Below are 15,697 nucleotides of genomic sequence, written 5' to 3' on the forward strand. Positions count from 1 at the left end.
CTCCCCCGCCTAAACGTGGGGGATTCCCACCCTCGCAGGTTGGGGTTCCTGGTTCACCGCAGACCGCACGGAAGGAGATCCTTCGTGTCTGACGTCCGCTCCGCAGGCGTTTTTCGTCTCGACCAGCCCGGCCGCGACGGCGATGTTCTGAGCGGCGTTGACGTCCCGGTCATGCCGGGTGCCGCAACCCGGACACCGCCGGTGGCGCGTGCCGAGGGAGAGTGTGGCGAGCAGATGCCCGCACGCCGAGCAGGTCTTCGACGACGGGTACCAGCGGTCCACCACGGCGAGGGTGCGGCCGTCGCGATGGGCCTTGTAGGTGAGCAGGGTACGGAACTCCGCCCAGCCGGTACGGGAGATCGATCTGGCCAGGGACCGGTTGCGGACCATGTTCGCCACGGCCAGGTCCTCCACAGCGATGGCGTCGAACCGGCGTACCAGGGTGGTGGACTGTTGGTGGAGGAAGTCCCGGCGGGCGTGGCGTACCCGCGAATACGCACGGGCGACCTTCCGCTTGGCTTTGGCGCGGTTGGCGGAGCCCTTCTGCCGGCGGGCCATCATCCGCTGGTACCGCTTGAGTCGGCGCTCCCGACGCTCCATGTGCTTCGGATGCGGGATGCGCTCGCCGGTGGACAGCACCGCGAAGTCGGTCAACCCGAGGTCCACACCCACCACCTGACCGGTGGCTTCGGGTGCGACGGGTGCCTCGATGTCGACGGCGAAGGTCACGAACCAGCGGCCGTCCGGGTCACGGGACACCGTCACCGTCGTCGGATCCAACCCGGCCACGTCCACGCCGGGCCACGACCACACGAACCGCAGCACACCCGGTGTCTTCCCCAACGTCAGGTTCCCGCCACGCATCCGCAACGCCGACCGGGTGAAGCTCGCGGACTGGCGGCCGTGCCGGGACTTGTAGCGCGGATACCGGGCCCGCTTCTGAAAGAAGGCGGTCATGGCGGTGTGCTGGTGCCGCAGTGTCTGCTGCAACGGCACCGACGACACCTCACCCAGAAACGCCAGGTCGGGCTGCTTTTTCATCTCGGTCAGCGCCCGATCCGTCTCCGCGTACGAGGTCGACCTGCCCTCAGCGCGGTAACGAGCACGACGGGCGGCGAGAGTGCGGTTCCACACCACCCGGACGCAACCGAACGTGCGGCTCAGCACCACCACCTGTTCCGGGGTCGGATACGCCCGACACCTGTACGCCGTCCGCACAGAACCCAGCCAACCAGAAAGGACAGTCATGGTTGACGGCGCGTCCGCCGTTCCTCCCCGCCCTGAAGGACGGGGCATCCTGGCGGTGATCCGGTGAAGGGAAACCGATGAGCCTCCGACGCCCCGACGGGGCGGACCGGCCCGCCGACCGGTCGGAGTCCGAACGACTCCTCGACGCGGCGCGCGCCGGCCGGCCGGCCGACGATCCGCTGGCCCGCCTGCTCGCCGCCGCCGCGGCCCCGGCCCGTGCTGGCGAACTCGCCGGCGAGGAGGCCGCACTGGCCGTGTTCCGGGACGCCCGGTCCGGCCCCGCGCCAGCTCCGGGCCGGGGCCCCGGCCGGCGTCGCCTCACCGTCGGCGCCTTCGCCTGGATCGGCGCGGTGGCCGCGACGGCCACCGCCGGGGTCGCCGTCGCCGCGGTCACCCTGGACCGCGGTGAGCGACCGTCGCCGCCGCCCGCCCCGACGGTCGCTCCGCCGCCCTCGCCGGACCCGGACCCCGCGGGGCCCCGTCGACCAGCCCGACCCCGGCCGGCGCCGGCCCGAGCGCCCCGGGGCAGCCCGGCAGGTCCGCCGGTCCGGCGGGCCCCGCCGGACCGGGCCGCTCCGAGACCGACGCCCGGCTGCCCGGCCTGTGCCGCGCCTACCTGGCCATGCCGGCGGCCAGGAGGGAGCGGGCGCTCGACGCCCCGGGCTTCGGGCCCCTGCTCGCCGCGGCCGGCGGGGCGGGGCAGGTCGAGCCCTTCTGTCAGGACCTGGTGCCCGACGCCGATCCGGACGGGAAGCCGGAGACCGACCCCGCCCGGCCGAGCTCCGGCACCGGCGACGACGGCGGCCGCAACCCCGGCCGGGGCGGCTGAGCCCGAAACATCTGTTACGGACAGGCGAGCGGAATTCTCTGTTACACAGATGATGGCGGGCGGGAGCCGTCGCAGATCTCGGCCGCCGGTGTCCCGCCGACCGTGGACCGTCAGCGCAGCGCGGAGGTGAGCGTCTCGTGGTAGCATCGCCCGAGCTGGATCGGAGCAGCCCGCTGCGGCAGGCGGCCGACGCAGCCCGGCACATCGCCCGGATCTGCTTCAAGACCGGCCCGCCGAGGCGCCTCGGCGTCGAACTGGAATGGACCGTGCACGACGTCGCCGACCCCGCACTCCGGCTCGACCGCGAGCGGCTGCGGGCGGCGCTGGGGCCGTACAGCCCCACCACCATTGACAGCTCCAGCCCGGCCGCCCCGCTGCGGCACGGGAGCGCCGTGACCGTGGAGCCCGGCGGTCAACTGGAGATCTCCACCGCGCCGCGAGCCTCGCTCGCCGCGCTGATCGAGGCCACCGACGCCGACATCGCCCAGGTCACCGACCTGCTCCGGGCCGCCGGCCTGGTGCTCGGGCGCACCGGCATCGACCCGTGGCGCACTCCGCGAGCGGTCGTCGAGACGCCGCGCTACCGCGCTATGCGATGCGTGTTCGACCGGCAGGGCCAGGCCGGGCGGACCATGATGTACAGCACCGCGGGCCTGCAGATCTGCCTGGACGCGGGCGAGCCTGACCAGGCGGCGGCCCGCTGGGCCGCCGCGCACGCCGTCGGTCCGCCGCTGCTGGCCGCGTTCGCCACCGCCGGCCGACACGCCGGCCGGCCGACCGGGTGGGTGTCGGCCCGGATGGCGGCGTGGCTGGCCATCGACCCGGCCCGCACCAGGCCCGTCTGGTCGCCGGCCCGCCCGGACGCGGACCCGGTCGCCGCCTGGACCGCGTACGCCCTGGCCGCGCCGCTGCTCTGCCTGCGCACCGACGGCGCGGACTGGACCCCTCCGGCCGGGGTCACCTTCGGCGACTGGATCGCCGGGGCCCTGCCCCGCCCGCCCACCACCGACGACCTGGACTATCACTTGAGTACGCTCTTCCCGGTCGTGCGGCCCCGCGGCTACCTGGAGATCCGCTACCTGGACGCCCAGCCGGGCCGGGACTGGAAACTTCCGCTGGCCGTGCTGGCCGCGCTGTTCGCCGACCCCGGCACGGTCGCCCGGGCCACCGCGCTCGCCGCCCCGGTGGCCGACCGGTGGCGTGCGGCGGCCCGGTACGGGCTGGCCGACCCGGCGCTGGCGCGGGCCGCCGCCGGCCTGCTGGACCTGGCCCTGGCGGCCCTGCCGCGGCTCGACCTGCCCGGGCCGCTGCACGAGGAGACGACCCGAGCGATACGGCGGCGGCGGGCCGCCGCGGAGGGGGGACCCCGGTGACGACAATCCACGAGGCCGGCACGGAACGGCTGCGCGGCCGGATCGCCGCCGAGCTCGAGCGGACGCGCGCGCGGACCGCCCTGCTGACCGATGCGGTCGACGACGCCGACCTGATGCGCCAGCACTCGCCGCTGATGTCCCCGCTGGTCTGGGACCTCGCCCACGTCGGCAACCAGGAGGAACTCTGGCTGGTCCGGGACGTCGGCGGCCGCGAGCCGGTGCGTCGCGACATCGACGACCTGTACGACGCGTTCAAGCAGCCCCGCAGGGACCGCCCCGCGCTGCCCCTGCTGCCGCCCGCCGAGGCCCGCGCGTACGTCGCGACCGTCCGGGACAAGGTGTACGACCTGCTCGACCGGGCCGCGTTCACCGACCGTCCGCTGGTCGCCGACGGGTTCGCCTTCGGCATGATCGTGCAGCACGAGCAGCAGCACGACGAGACCATGCTCGCCACCCACCAGTTGCGCTCCGGGCCACCGGCGCTGCACGCGCCGGCCCCGCCCGAGCCGCGTGCCCGGGTCACCGGCGAGGTGCTGGTCCCGGCCGGCCCGTTCACCATGGGCACCTCCACCGACCCGTGGGCGCTGGACAACGAGCGCCCGGCGCACACCGTCCACCTGCCCGCCTACGTCATCGACGCCGCCCCGGTCACCAACGGCCGGTACGCCGAGTTCATCGCCGACGGCGGGTACGACGACCCGCGCTGGTGGAGCGAGGCGGGCTGGCGGCACCGCACCGAGGCCGGGCTGAGCGCCCCGATGCACTGGCGACGCGACGGCGGCGGGTGGGCGTACCGGCGGTTCGGCCGCTGGTCGGCGGTCCGCCCGGACGAGCCGGTGGTGCACGTCTGCTACCACGAGGCGCAGGCGTACGCCGCCTGGGCGGGCAGGCGACTGCCCACCGAGGCCGAGTGGGAGAAGGCGGCCCGCTGGGACCCGGCGACCGGCCGGTCCCGCCGCTACCCGTGGGGCGACGAGGACCCGACCGCCGAGCACGCCAACCTGGGGCAGCGGCACCTGTGGCCGGCGCCGGTGGGCGCGTACCCGGCGGGCGCGTCGCCGCTCGGGGTGCACCAGCTCGTCGGCGACGTCTGGGAGTGGACCTCCACCACCTTCCGCGGCCATCCCGGCTTCGCCGCCTTCCCGTACCGGGAGTACTCGGAGGTGTTCTTCGGCGCGGACTACCAGGTGCTGCGGGGCGGCTCGTTCGGCACCGACCGGGCCGCCTGCCGGGGCACGTTCCGCAACTGGGACTACCCGATCCGGCGGCAGATCTTCAGCGGCTTCCGCTGCGCCCGTGACGCCCGGCCGGAGGAAGCGCGCCCGTGACGCCGTACCGGACCGCCGGCGGCGGGGTCTTCTGATGTGCCGCCACCTGGCGTATCTCGGGCCGCCGGTGCCCCTGGGCGCCCTGCTGCTCGACCCGCCGCACTCGCTGCTGCGGCAGTCCTGGGCCCCGCGCGACATGCGCGGCGGCGGGACGGTCAACGCCGACGGCTTCGGCGTCGGCTGGTACCCGCCCGACGGCGGGCCGCCGGTCCGGTACCGGCGCGGCACGCCGATCTGGAGCGACGCGACCCTGCCGGAGCTGGCCGCCGCGACCACCAGCGGCGGGGTGCTGGCCGCCGTCCGGTCGGCCACCGTGGGCATGCCGGTGCTCGACACCGCCGCCGCCCCGTTCGCCGAGGGGCCGTGGCTGTTCAGCCACAACGGGGTGATCCGCGGCTGGCCCGACTCGGTGGCCGGGCTGGCCGGGCGGCTGCCGGTGCGGGACCTGCTCACCCTCGACGCGCCGACCGACTCCGCGCTGCTCTGGGCGCTGGTGCGGCACCGGCTGCGCGCCGGGGCCGAGCCGGCCCGGGCGGTCGCCGAGACGGTGGCGGCGGTCGCGGCGGCGGCCCCGGGGTCCCGGCTGAACCTGCTGCTCACCGACGGGCAGACGGTCGTGGCCAGCGTCGCCGGGCACGCGCTCTCGGTCCGGCGGCGCCCGGGGGCGGTGCTGCTGGCCTCCGAGCCGTACGACGACGACCCCGGCTGGCAGGCGGTGCCGGACGGGCGGCTGGTGGTGGCCACGGCGGCCGGGGTGCGGACCGACGCCCTGGCGGCCGGGTGAGCTGGGGCCGGCCGGCAGGAAACTCACACTCACGAACGAGGGGAAGGCCATGAGCGCCGAACCACTGGAGATCCACCTGGAGGGGTGGGACCTGGACCGCAGGCTGCGGGAGGACGTCGAGGCCGGGCTGACGGCGCGGCCGAAGTGGCTGCCGCCCAGGTGGTTCTACGACGCCCGGGGCAGCGAGCTGTTCGAGGAGATCACCCGACTGCCCGAGTACTACCCGACCCGCGCCGAACGGTCGATCCTGACGGAGCGGGCCGGCGAGATCGCCGAGCTGACCGGCGCGAAGACCCTGATCGAGCTGGGCTCCGGCTCGTCGGAGAAGACCCGGCTGCTGCTGGACGCCTTCACCCGGCGGGGCGGGCTGGGCACCTTCGTGCCGCTGGACGTCTCGGTGAGCGCGCTGCGGCAGTCCACCGAGCAGATCGCCGCGGACTATCCCGGCCTGCGCGTACGTGGAATCGTCGGGGACTTCACGCACCACCTGGACCGGCTGCCCGCCGGCGGGGGCCGGCTCGTGGTGTTCCTCGGCGGGACGATCGGCAACCTGCTGCCCGCCGAGCGGGTCCGGTTCCTCGCCGCCACGCGCGCGGCCCTGGAACCCGGCGACTGGCTGCTCCTCGGCACCGACCTGGTCAAGGACCCGGCGGTGATCGTCCCCGCCTACGACGACGCGGCCGGCGTGACCGCCGAGTTCAACCGCAACGTGCTGCGGATGATCAACCGCGAGCTGGGCGCCGACTTCGAACCGGAGGCGTTCGCCCACGTCGCGCTCTGGGACCCGGAGCGGGAGTGGATCGAGATGCGGCTGCGCGCCGAGCGCCCGATGCGGGTCCGGGTGCTCGACCTCGACGTCGAGTTCGGCGCGGGGGAGGACCTGCGCACCGAGGTGTCGGCGAAGTTCCGCCCGGAGGGGATCGCCGAGGAGTTGGCCGCCGCCGGCTTCGCCGGCCACGCCTTCTGGACCGACGCCGACGGCCTGTTCGGCGTCACCCTGGCCCGCGCCGACGAGCGGCTGCGGCCTCCGACCGCCGACTGAGCCCGCCCACCCATCCGCGCCGGCCCCGACCGCCGACTGAGCCCGGCCACCCGACCCGCCCCGGCCGGGCCGGTCGGGGTCGGCTATGGTTGGCGCAGCGAAGGGGAGTAGCCCCCAATGTCGTGGTCGACACACTGGCGCGTTCCGCGCCCGGCCACGCGGCCCCGCCGTAAGGCGGGGCGGGCGAGACCTTCGACCCAGGCTGTGCGCAACAGCCGGGTCGAGGGCGCCCCAAACACCCCGGCCCGGCCTGATCGGGAAGGGTGTCATGGAAGGTTTCCTCGTCGCGCTGGTGATCAGCTTCGGCGTGATCTTCGTCGCGGAGCTCGGCGACAAGTCGCAGCTGATGGCGCTGACGTTCGCCACACGATTCAGACCGGTTCCGGTGCTGATCGGCATCACGATCGCCACCGCGATCGTCCACCTGGCCTCGGTGGCCATCGGCTACGGGCTGGGCGCCACCCTGCCCACCGCGTGGATCTCGATGCTCGCCGGCCTGGCGTTCCTGGGCTTCGGCGCCTGGACGCTGCGCGGCGACAAACTCACCGAGGAGGAGAAGCGCAAGGCGGAGCGGAGCAGCAAGTCCGCCGTCATCGCGGTCGGCGTCGCGTTCTTCCTCGCCGAGCTGGGCGACAAGACGATGCTGGCCACGATCACCCTGGCCACCAAGTACGGCTGGTTCGGCACCTGGCTCGGCTCGACCCTCGGCATGGTCGCCGCGGACGCGCTGGCGATCCTCGTCGGCCGGCTGCTCGGCCGGCACCTGCCCGAGCGCGCCATCCGCTACGGCGCCGCGGTGCTCTTCGCCATCTGCGGCCTGTGGCTGATCTTCGAGGCGATCGCCGAGCTCACCTGAGCCGGTGCTCCCCGGGCTCACCTGAGCCGGTGCCCGGGCGGACCCGCCGGTCCGTCCGGGCACGACGGCCCGTACGCGCTGCGGCCGAGACGATCACGGCTTACGGTGGGCGACGAGAGGCAGTGCGACCAGCGGGAGGACAACGGTATGAGCCGGCACGACGAGCCCAACGAGTACGGCTACTCCGGCGGCGCCACCGCGCCCGAGCCCCCGCCCGGCGGCCGCCCCGACGAGCAGGACCTGGCCGAGGAGGTGGCGGTGCCGGCCGACGACCTCACCGACCCGTACGCCGACGCGCTGGCGGAGGAGACCGACCAGGCCGAGGAGGAGGGGGACCACCCGGCCGACCGCCACCGGTGACCGTCACCGGCGGGGGTCGCTCGGGTAGCGGCCCTCACCGGCCCGGCGCCCCGGCCGGTCAGTCGCGGTCGGGGCGCCGCTGGTACACGTCCGGCACGCCGTCGCCGTCGGCGTCGACCGCCTCCCGCTCGGCGATGCGCCGGTAGGCCGCGTTGCGGCGCCGCAGCACCACCGACGCCGACGCGGCGGCGACCAGCGAGGCGGTCAGCACGGCCACCTTCACCCGGTCGTCGGCCGTGCTCCCGGCGCCGAACGCGAGTTCGCCGATCAGCAGCGAGACGGTGAAGCCGATCCCGGCCAGCATCGCGACCCCGAGCAGGTCCGGCCACGTGATGTCCTCGTCCAGCTCGGCGCGGGTGAACCGGGCCAGCAGGTACGTGGAACCGAAGACCCCGACCGCCTTGCCGAGCACCAGGCCGGCGCCGACCCCGACCACCACCGGATCGGTGAAGACCGCGCCCAGGTCGGCGTCCCGCAGCGACACCCCCGCGGCGAAGAACGCGAAGACCGGCACCGCGAAGCCGGCAGACAACGGCCGCCAACGGTGTTCCAGCCGCTCGGCCAGCCCGGGCGCGCCGTCGCGGCTCGCCCGTACCGGCACGGTGAAGCCGAGCAGCACCCCGGCGACGGTGGCGTGCACGCCGGAGGCGTGCACCAGCGCCCACGCCGCCGCGGCCAGCGGCAGCAGCGCCCACCACCAGGTGCGGCGGCGGTGCACCAGCGCGGCGAACGCGGCGATCGGCAGCAGCGCGGCGAGCAGCGGCACGGGGTGGAAGCCCGCGGTGTAGAAGACCGCGATGACGACGATCGCGAACAGGTCGTCCACGACGGCGAGGGTCAGCAGGAACGCCCGCAGGCCCTGCGGCAGGTGCGAGCCGACCACCGCCAGGACCGCCAGGGCGAACGCGATGTCCGTGGCGGTCGGGATGGCCCAGCCGCGCAGGCCCGCGCCGCCGGCGGCCAGCACCACGGTGGTGAAGACCAACGCGGGCAGCAGCATGCCGCCCAGGGCGGCGACCACGGGCAGTGCCGCCCGGCGCGGGTCGCGCAGGTCACCGGCGACGAACTCGCGCTTGAGTTCGAGCCCGACCACGAAGAAGAAGACCGCGAGCAGCCCGTCCGCGGCCCACGTCGCCAGGTCCAGGTCGAGGTGCAGCGGCGTGCCGCCGGGCCAGGGCACCCAGTCGCCGAGCGCGGCGTAGGACCGCCGCCAGGGGGAGTTGGCCCAGAGCAGGGCCACCGCCGCGCCGAGCAGCAGGAGCACGCCGCCCACCGACTCGGTGCGCAGCACGTCGGCGAGGAACCGGGCCTCCGGCCACGAGGTACGGGTGAACAGCCGGCGCGCGGCGCGGGGACGGTCGGTGCGGGGCGTGCGGTCGCGCATGGGCGTGTTCCACCTCGGCGGGTCGCGGGCAGGGCAGGGCTCGACGCCGACCAGACTTCCCGGCACACCGCGTCCGACCCTATCCGGCGTCGTCCGGCGCGGCCACCGGGGCGCCCGGGGGCGGACGCACGTCACTTCACCGGCCCTCGCGGAGTTGTTCCGTTCGCATCCGGTGAAACATCGCCGCATTCACAGCCATGTTTCACCTTGTGTGCCGATTGCCACTTATATCCGCTTAAATCCTCTACAGTCGGTGGCACGGCGTATGCGCCGGGTGGGGCTGTCGGAGCTGACATCGCCCCTTGATCGCTGAGGGAGCTTTCGTGGTTTACATGTCGACCGAACGGACCGGACGGGGGCTGCCCGGCTGATGGACGTTCGCGATTACCTCCGGGCCGTTCGCCGCGGCTGGTGGCTGGTCCTGCTCGCCGTGCTGGTGAGCCTCGGCGTGGCCGGCCTGGTCACCGTCCGTACCCAGCCCAAGTACGTGGCCTCCGTGACCTTCTTCGTCACCACCCCCAACCAGGGGGTCAGCGAGGCGTACCAGGGCAGCATCTTCATGCAGCAGCGCGTCAAGTCGTACGCCGACCTCCTGCAGAGCGACCGCCTGGCGCAGAGCGTGGTGGCGAAGAGCCCTCTCGGCCTTACCGCCGAGGAGGTGCAGTCCCGGATCACCGCCGCCACCATCCCCGACACCGTCATGCTGCGCGGCACGGTCACCGACACGGACGCGACCCGGGCGCTGCGGCTGACCGAGGCGATCGCCGCCCGGTTCGTCGAGCTGGTCCGCGCGGTGGAGACCCCCGCCGAGGGGCGGGCCGCCGCGATCAAGGTGGAGGTGGTCAGCGGGCCACGCGTCTCGTCCACCCCCGTGTCGCCCCAGCCCCTGCGCAACTTCCTCCTCGGCGCGCTCGCCGGGCTGCTCGTCGGCGTCGCCCTCGCCGTGCTCCGGGCGCGGCTGGACACCCGGTTGCGCGACGCCGTCGCGCTGCAGCGCGTCACCGGCAGCCCGCTGCTCGGCGAGATCCCGTTCGACCCCGCGGCCCGCACCGCCCCGCTGATCGTGGGGGAGGCGGCCACCTCGGCGCGGGCCGAGGCGATCCGCAAGCTGCGGACGAACCTGCGCTTCGTGGACGTGAACGAGCCGGCCCGGGTGATCGCCGTGACCAGCGCGTTGCAGGGCGAGGGGAAGACCACCCTCTCCTGCAACCTGGCCATCGCGTTGGCCGAGGCCGGCTGGCGGGTCGCACTGGTCGACGCCGACCTGCGCCGGCCGAAGGTCGCCGAGTACCTGGGCCTGGAGGCCAGCGTCGGGCTGACCGACGTGCTGCTCGGCGACGTCAACGTGGGCGACGTCGTGCAGCGGTGGGGGGACAAGTCGCTGCTGGTGCTGCCCAGCGGATCGTCCCCGCCCAACCCCAGCGAGCTGCTCGGGTCCAAGGCCATGGCGGACCTGCTGCTCGTGCTGCGCGAGTCGGCGGACATCGTCGTCATCGACACCGCCCCGCTGCGCAACGTCACCGACGGGGTGGTCGTCGCCGTCCAGGCCGACGGCGCGCTGCTGGTGAGCGCCCACGGTCGGACCGACCGGGGGCAGGTCACCGCCGCGGCGCAGGCGCTCCAGTCGGTCTCCGTCCGGCTGCTCGGCTGCGTGCTGAACATGGCGAAGCTCGGCCGCGCCGAGACGTACCAGTACGAGAGCTACCGCGTCATCGTGCCGCCGGCCCCGCCCGCCGTGCCCATGGACCGGGCCAGCGCCGCGGCGGCCCGGGGCGCCGGGTACCGGGGCCGGGAGCAGGCCGGGGCCCCGACGCAGGAACTCACCCGGCTGCCTCGATGAGTGCCGCGACCGGGGTCAGCGACCGCTCGATCTCCGACGCGCAGCGCCGGAAGTCCATCGGCGTGCCGCCGATCGGGTCGGGCAGGTCGTCGTCGGCGGGGGCGGCTGGCTGCAGCCGCCCCCGGACCACGGCCGCGGCCCGCACCGCCGCCCGCAGGGCCCCGGCGTCCGCCACCTCCGTCTTGTCCGGGGGTTCGGCCAGCGCGGCGAGCCGCGCGAACTGGCGCAGCGTGAAGGCGCGGTGCAGGGTGGCGGGGACGAGCGAGACGCAGGCGGCCCGCTGGCGCCGGGTCGCGGTCAGCACCAGCGCCGCCTCGGCCAGGTGGGCGGGAGCCAGCAGGCGGCTGCGGAACTCCGCCGGGTCCCGCCCCGTGGCGGCGGCGATCGGCGCCGCGTACGGGTGCATGGGCCGGCCTTCCAGCGCCGCGACCCCGGCGCTGGCCGTCTCGATGGGCAGCTTCGCCATCAGCCAGCCCGCCAGGTACTCCGCCATCGGCGAGCGGCACATGTTGGCGTGGCAGACGAACAGGATCCGGTCGGCCATCGGAGACTCCCCCAGCGTTCTGGTCGTACGTCGGCCCGGCGGGCGGGCAGGGGGCCGGCCCGGCGGCGCGCCGGTCGACGGCGGGCTGCGGGCATCCTATGCGGGTACGACGACGGTCGGTGGTGACGCCGCGCCGAAGGGTGACACCGGCCGGCCCTGGTCCCGTCCGGCGCTCCGGGGCGGAGGACGGCGATGAAGATCGGCATCCTGTCGTACCACTTCCCGCCGGAGCCGGCGTTCATCCCCGGCACCCTCGCCGAGGAACTGGCCGCCCGCGGGCACGAGGTGCGGGTGCTGACGGGTTTCCCCGACTACCCGGGGGGCCACGTCTACCCGGGCTGGCGGCAGCGGTGGCGGCACGAGACGCGCAGCGAGCGGATCACCGTCCGGCGGGTACCGCGCTGGAGCGGCGGGGACGGCTCGGCACGCGCCCGGATGGCGACCTGGCTGTCCTTCGCCGGTAGCGCGGGGCTGATCGGGCGGGGTCACCTGGCGGGCGTGGACGCGCTCTACGTCCACCAGTTGCCGCCGACGACATTCGCCGCGCTCGGGCTGCTGCGCCTGCTGGGCTCGGTGCCGTCGCTGTTGCACGTGCAGGACGTCCGCCCGGAGCTGGTCGGCCCGACCGCGATGACCGGCCCCTGGGCGGCCCGGATCGCCGCCGCCACCCGTCGGCTCTACCGGGCGACCGACCTGGTCGCCGTCACCGCGCCGGGCATGCGCGACCTGGTGGTGGCCGACGGCGCCGACCCGGCCCGGGTGCGGCTGGTGCTCAACTGGACCGACGAGCGGATCTTCCATCCGGCCGAGCCGACCCGCGAGGCCCGCCGCCTCGTCCGGGGCGACGGCCGTTGCGTGGTGATGCACGCGGGCACCATCGGTCCCCGGCAGGGCCTGGAGACCGCCGTCCGCGCCGCCGCGCCGTTGCAGGGCACGATGGACCTGGTCCTGGTGGGGTCGGGCGCCGACGAGCCGGCGGTCCGCGGGCTCGCCAGCGAGCTGGGCGCCGGCAACGTCCGCTTCGTTCCGCGCCGGTCGGCGCTGGACATGGCCGATCTGTACGCCGCCGCCGACTACCAGCTGGTGATGCTGCGCGACCTGCCCGAGCTGCGGGCGGCGGTCCCCGGCAAGTTGCAGGCGGCGCTCAGCTCTGCCGCTCCGGTGGTCGCCTCGGCCGGCGGCGACACCGTCGAGCTGGTCGAGCGGACGAGGGCCGGGCTGTCCTGCCCGCCCGAGGACTGGGCCCTCCTGGCCGACCGTTTCTGGCTGGCCGCGACCATCCCGACCACGGCGCGCGTGGAGATGGGCCGGCGCGGCCGGGAGGCGTACCTGCGGGAGATGTCGCTGCGCGGCGGGGTGGACCGGGTGGAGCGGCTGCTTTACGAGATCGCCGCCCGCCGGGGCGACAAGCAGGGGTCGGGCCTGGACTCGGAGGCCTGAAACCACTGGCAGGGCCAGTTGCTCAGCCCATATTCGTGCTAGAAATCACCTGATCATCCGATTTGTCCTTTATTGAGCGGAGTGGGTGTGAGCGACAGTGAGCGGCGCCGACGTGGCGGGCGCAGATCCCGGCGGACCCGGGCGCGCGTACGCCGGGTCCTGCTCGTCGGCCTCCTCGTCGGCACGCTGGTTCTGCTGACCGGCGGCTGGGTGGGTTTCCGCGGCTGGCAGGCCCGCGCGCACCTGCTCAACGCGGCCGGGCTGGCGCGGGAGCTCAGCGGCGACGTGGTCGGCGCGGACGCCGCGCGGGCGCAACGCACGCTCTCGGCCCTGCAGGAGCAGGCCGGCGCCGCCCGGGCCGCGACCGGCGACCCGGGCTGGTGGCTCGGCCGGCACGTCCCGTACGCCGGGGACGACCTGTCGGCCGTACGCCAGATCGCGGTGGCGATCGACGACCTCGCCCGGGGAGCGTTCCCGGCCCTGCTGCGTACCGACCTGTCGACCCTGCTCCCCGGCAGGGGACAGTTGGACGTGAACCGGCTGCGCGCCGTCGCGTCGGAGCTCTCCGAGACCGACGCGGTCGTGCAGCGGACCCGTGCCCGCCTCGCCGCCGTGCCCACCGGGAACCTGGTCGCCCAGGTCCGCCGGGCCGTCACCGACCTGCGCGCCGAGATCGACCGGCTGGCCGGGCTGACCCGCGCCGCCGACCGGGCCGCGCGGCTGCTGCCGACCCTGCTCGGCGCGGACGGCCCGCGCAGCTATCTGATGGTGTCGCAGAACCCGGCGGAGCTGCGCGCCACCGGCGGCATGTTCGGCGCGTACGCCCTGATCAAAGCCGAGAACGGCAGGCTGCGGATGGCCGGGCAGGGCACCAGTGCCAGCCTGGGGCGGTTCACCCCGCCGCTGAAGCTGAGCCGGGACGTCCGGGCGCTGTACGCCGACCTGCCCGGAATCTATCCGGCGGACGTCAACCTCACGCCGGACTTCCCGACGGCCGCAGCGCTGTACCGGGAGATGTACCGCAAGCGCAGCGGCACGACCGTGGACGGCGTCCTCGCCGTCGATCCGGTGGTCCTGTCCTACCTGCTCCAGGCCACCGGGCCGGTGCCCGTGCCGGGCCGGCCCGCGCTCGTCGCCGAGAAGGTGGTGCAGACCCTGCTGTCGGACACGTACCAGCGGCTCAAGCCGGCCGAGCAGGACGAGTACTTCGCGGCCTCCTCGGCGGCCGTCTTCACCGCGTTCTTCTCGCGTGACGTCAACCCCCGGGCGTTTTTGTCCGGTATCGACCGGGCAATCACCGAACGTCGCATATTGTTCTGGAGTGCCCGACCAGAGGAGCAGCGGATCATCGGCGAGAACCGGCTGGCCGGATCGCTCCCGGAGCAGGAGACCGTGCCGACGGTCGGCGTGTTCCTCAACGACGGCAGCGGCGCGAAGCTCGGCTACTACCTGCGGCCGGCGGCCACGTTGACCGTGGGGGAGTGCCGGCCGGACGGCCGCCGGCAACTCCGGTTGCGGTTCACGCTCCACTCGACCGCCCCGGCGAGCGGGCTGAGCGCCTCCGTGCTCGGCCTGGGCCTGGCCGGCGACCCGTACACCGCCCGCACGCTGGTCTCCGTCCACAGCCCCGCCGGCGGCGCGGTGCTCGGCAGCCGGCTCGACGGCCACGACGCCCGCGCCGGCAGCGGATACGAGCGGCGCCGGCAGGTGGCGGTCGCCACCGTCGAGGTACGCCCCGGCGCCACCCGGACGCTCGAGGTCGACCTGCTGACCGGCGCGACCGGTAGCGGCGACGGCGAGCTGTGGCTCACCCCCACCGCCACCCCATGGACCACCCAAGTTGTTTCCGCACCGCACTGCGATCAGTAGAAGGGAACCAACCATGCGGCTATCCCGCATCATCATGGCGCTCACGATCGGCCTGGCCGTCGTGTCCGCGCCGACCGCGGCGGGGGCGGCGCAGCCGCAGCCGGCACCGACGCAGACCGTCACCGATCCGCCGCAGCCACCGCCGTACCCGCCGCAGGCGCCGCGGCTCAGGGTGGTTCCGACCACCATCTTCCTCGGTGAGACGGTGCGCGTCGTCGGCACCGGGTTCGGCCCGCGCGAGACCATCGACGTGGACATCGCGAGGTCGCCGCTCGCGGCGGGCCTCCCGGGCGAGAGCCGCCGCGGCGACGGCAGCACGGTGGCGATGGCACCGGTGGCGTACCAGGCCGCGGCGCCGCTGCACTTCACCGTGCGCACCGACGGGAACGGCGACTTCTCCCGCGAGTACCGGCCGAGCACGACCGGCCGGCTGACCTTCACCGCCACCGGTCGCACCACGGACAGGACGGCCAGCGCGACGCTCACCGTGCTGCGCGTTGCCCAGCCGGCGCCGACCCGTCCGGGCGGGCTGCCGGTGACCGGTGACAGCCTGGGCACCCCGCTCGCGATCGGCGGCGGACTGGTCGGTGCCGGTGTGGTGCTGACGCTCGCCGGTCTGCTCTGGCGTCGTCGCGGTCGGTTCGGGGTCGGGCCGACGCACTGAGGTCTGCCAACCGGGCGGTGCCCCTGGGTGACGGTGCCCGCCGGCGTGATCCGGCGGGCACCGTCGCGGCTTCGGGGTGTCGTGATCGACTCCATGGCGGCGACATGGGGGTGTCCGAGCTCTCCGGATACCGCCA

Annotated in this window: 14 protein-coding genes; 11 read left to right on the forward strand and 3 right to left on the reverse strand. The window is 74.7% G+C overall.

The window, feature by feature from the left end; all coding sequences use genetic code 11:
• Positions 1 to 9 precede the first annotated feature (9 nt).
• Entirely contained in the window at positions 10 to 1,296 is a 1,287-nt protein-coding gene (locus tag JD77_RS24080; protein WP_342799662.1) for an RNA-guided endonuclease InsQ/TnpB family protein, read from the reverse strand.
• A 574-nt stretch (positions 1,297 to 1,870) separates the two neighbouring features.
• On the opposite strand from JD77_RS24080, the gene JD77_RS24085 reads away from it, so the two are divergent.
• The 7 genes from JD77_RS24085 to JD77_RS24115 all read left to right on the forward strand — a co-directional run bounded on the left by JD77_RS24085 (position 1,871) and on the right by JD77_RS24115 (position 7,820).
• Entirely contained in the window at positions 1,871 to 2,077 is a 207-nt protein-coding gene (locus JD77_RS24085; RefSeq protein WP_145776289.1) for a hypothetical protein, read from the forward strand.
• Positions 2,078 to 2,214: 137 nt separating this feature from the next.
• Positions 2,215 to 3,450 carry an ergothioneine biosynthesis glutamate--cysteine ligase EgtA gene (egtA, locus tag JD77_RS24090; protein ID WP_145776290.1) on the forward strand — a complete coding sequence of 412 codons (1,236 nt, stop codon included), beginning with the start codon at positions 2,215 to 2,217 and terminating at the stop codon, positions 3,448 to 3,450.
• Positions 3,447 to 4,778, forward strand: a complete 1,332-nt coding sequence (gene egtB, locus JD77_RS24095; RefSeq protein ID WP_145776291.1) for an ergothioneine biosynthesis protein EgtB — start codon at positions 3,447 to 3,449, stop codon at positions 4,776 to 4,778. Before egtA ends, egtB begins: the two co-directional genes overlap by 4 nt.
• Before the next feature lie 34 nt (positions 4,779 to 4,812).
• Positions 4,813 to 5,562 (forward strand): ergothioneine biosynthesis protein EgtC, encoded by a 750-nt coding sequence (gene egtC, locus JD77_RS24100; protein WP_145776292.1) that lies wholly within the window; start codon positions 4,813 to 4,815, stop codon positions 5,560 to 5,562.
• 49 nt (positions 5,563 to 5,611) lie between these two features.
• Positions 5,612 to 6,604: an L-histidine N(alpha)-methyltransferase gene (gene egtD / locus JD77_RS24105; RefSeq protein WP_145776293.1), complete on the forward strand. Its 993-nt coding sequence runs from the start codon at positions 5,612 to 5,614 to the stop codon at positions 6,602 to 6,604.
• Between the two features lie 268 nt (positions 6,605 to 6,872).
• Complete coding sequence (locus JD77_RS24110; RefSeq protein ID WP_145776294.1) at positions 6,873 to 7,460, forward strand: TMEM165/GDT1 family protein; 588 nt, start codon at positions 6,873 to 6,875, stop codon at positions 7,458 to 7,460.
• Between the two features lie 147 nt (positions 7,461 to 7,607).
• Positions 7,608 to 7,820, forward strand: coding sequence for a hypothetical protein (locus JD77_RS24115; RefSeq protein ID WP_145777750.1), 213 nt, complete (start codon positions 7,608 to 7,610; stop codon positions 7,818 to 7,820).
• A 58-nt stretch (positions 7,821 to 7,878) separates the two neighbouring features.
• Here the strand turns inward: JD77_RS24115 and nhaA are convergent, their stop codons facing one another.
• Positions 7,879 to 9,204 (reverse strand): Na+/H+ antiporter NhaA, encoded by a 1,326-nt coding sequence (gene nhaA / locus JD77_RS24120; protein ID WP_145776295.1) that lies wholly within the window; start codon positions 9,202 to 9,204, stop codon positions 7,879 to 7,881.
• Between the two features lie 370 nt (positions 9,205 to 9,574).
• On the opposite strand from nhaA, the gene JD77_RS24125 reads away from it, so the two are divergent.
• Positions 9,575 to 11,044, forward strand: a complete 1,470-nt coding sequence (locus JD77_RS24125; RefSeq protein WP_145776296.1) for a tyrosine-protein kinase domain-containing protein — start codon at positions 9,575 to 9,577, stop codon at positions 11,042 to 11,044.
• Here the strand turns inward: JD77_RS24125 and JD77_RS24130 are convergent.
• Entirely contained in the window at positions 11,025 to 11,588 is a 564-nt protein-coding gene (locus tag JD77_RS24130; protein WP_145776297.1) for an arsenate reductase/protein-tyrosine-phosphatase family protein, read from the reverse strand. The two genes, JD77_RS24125 and JD77_RS24130, sit on opposite strands and share 20 nt — an antisense overlap.
• 192 nt (positions 11,589 to 11,780) lie before the next feature.
• On the opposite strand from JD77_RS24130, the gene JD77_RS24135 reads away from it, so the two are divergent.
• The 3 genes from JD77_RS24135 (at position 11,781) to JD77_RS24145 (ending at position 15,561) form a co-directional block, all read left to right on the forward strand.
• Positions 11,781 to 13,028, forward strand: coding sequence for a glycosyltransferase family 4 protein (locus JD77_RS24135; protein ID WP_145776298.1), 1,248 nt, complete (start codon positions 11,781 to 11,783; stop codon positions 13,026 to 13,028).
• A gap of 87 nt (positions 13,029 to 13,115) precedes the next feature.
• Positions 13,116 to 14,897: a DUF4012 domain-containing protein gene (locus JD77_RS24140; RefSeq protein ID WP_246140886.1), complete on the forward strand. Its 1,782-nt coding sequence runs from the start codon at positions 13,116 to 13,118 to the stop codon at positions 14,895 to 14,897.
• Between the two features lie 13 nt (positions 14,898 to 14,910).
• On the forward strand, positions 14,911 to 15,561 hold the full coding sequence (locus JD77_RS24145) for a hypothetical protein (RefSeq protein WP_145776300.1): 651 nt from the start codon (positions 14,911 to 14,913) through the stop codon (positions 15,559 to 15,561).
• Positions 15,562 to 15,697 lie beyond the last annotated feature (136 nt).

It is taken from the genome of Micromonospora olivasterospora, assembly GCF_007830265.1.
In the GTDB taxonomy this organism is placed as follows: domain Bacteria; phylum Actinomycetota; class Actinomycetes; order Mycobacteriales; family Micromonosporaceae; genus Micromonospora; species Micromonospora olivasterospora.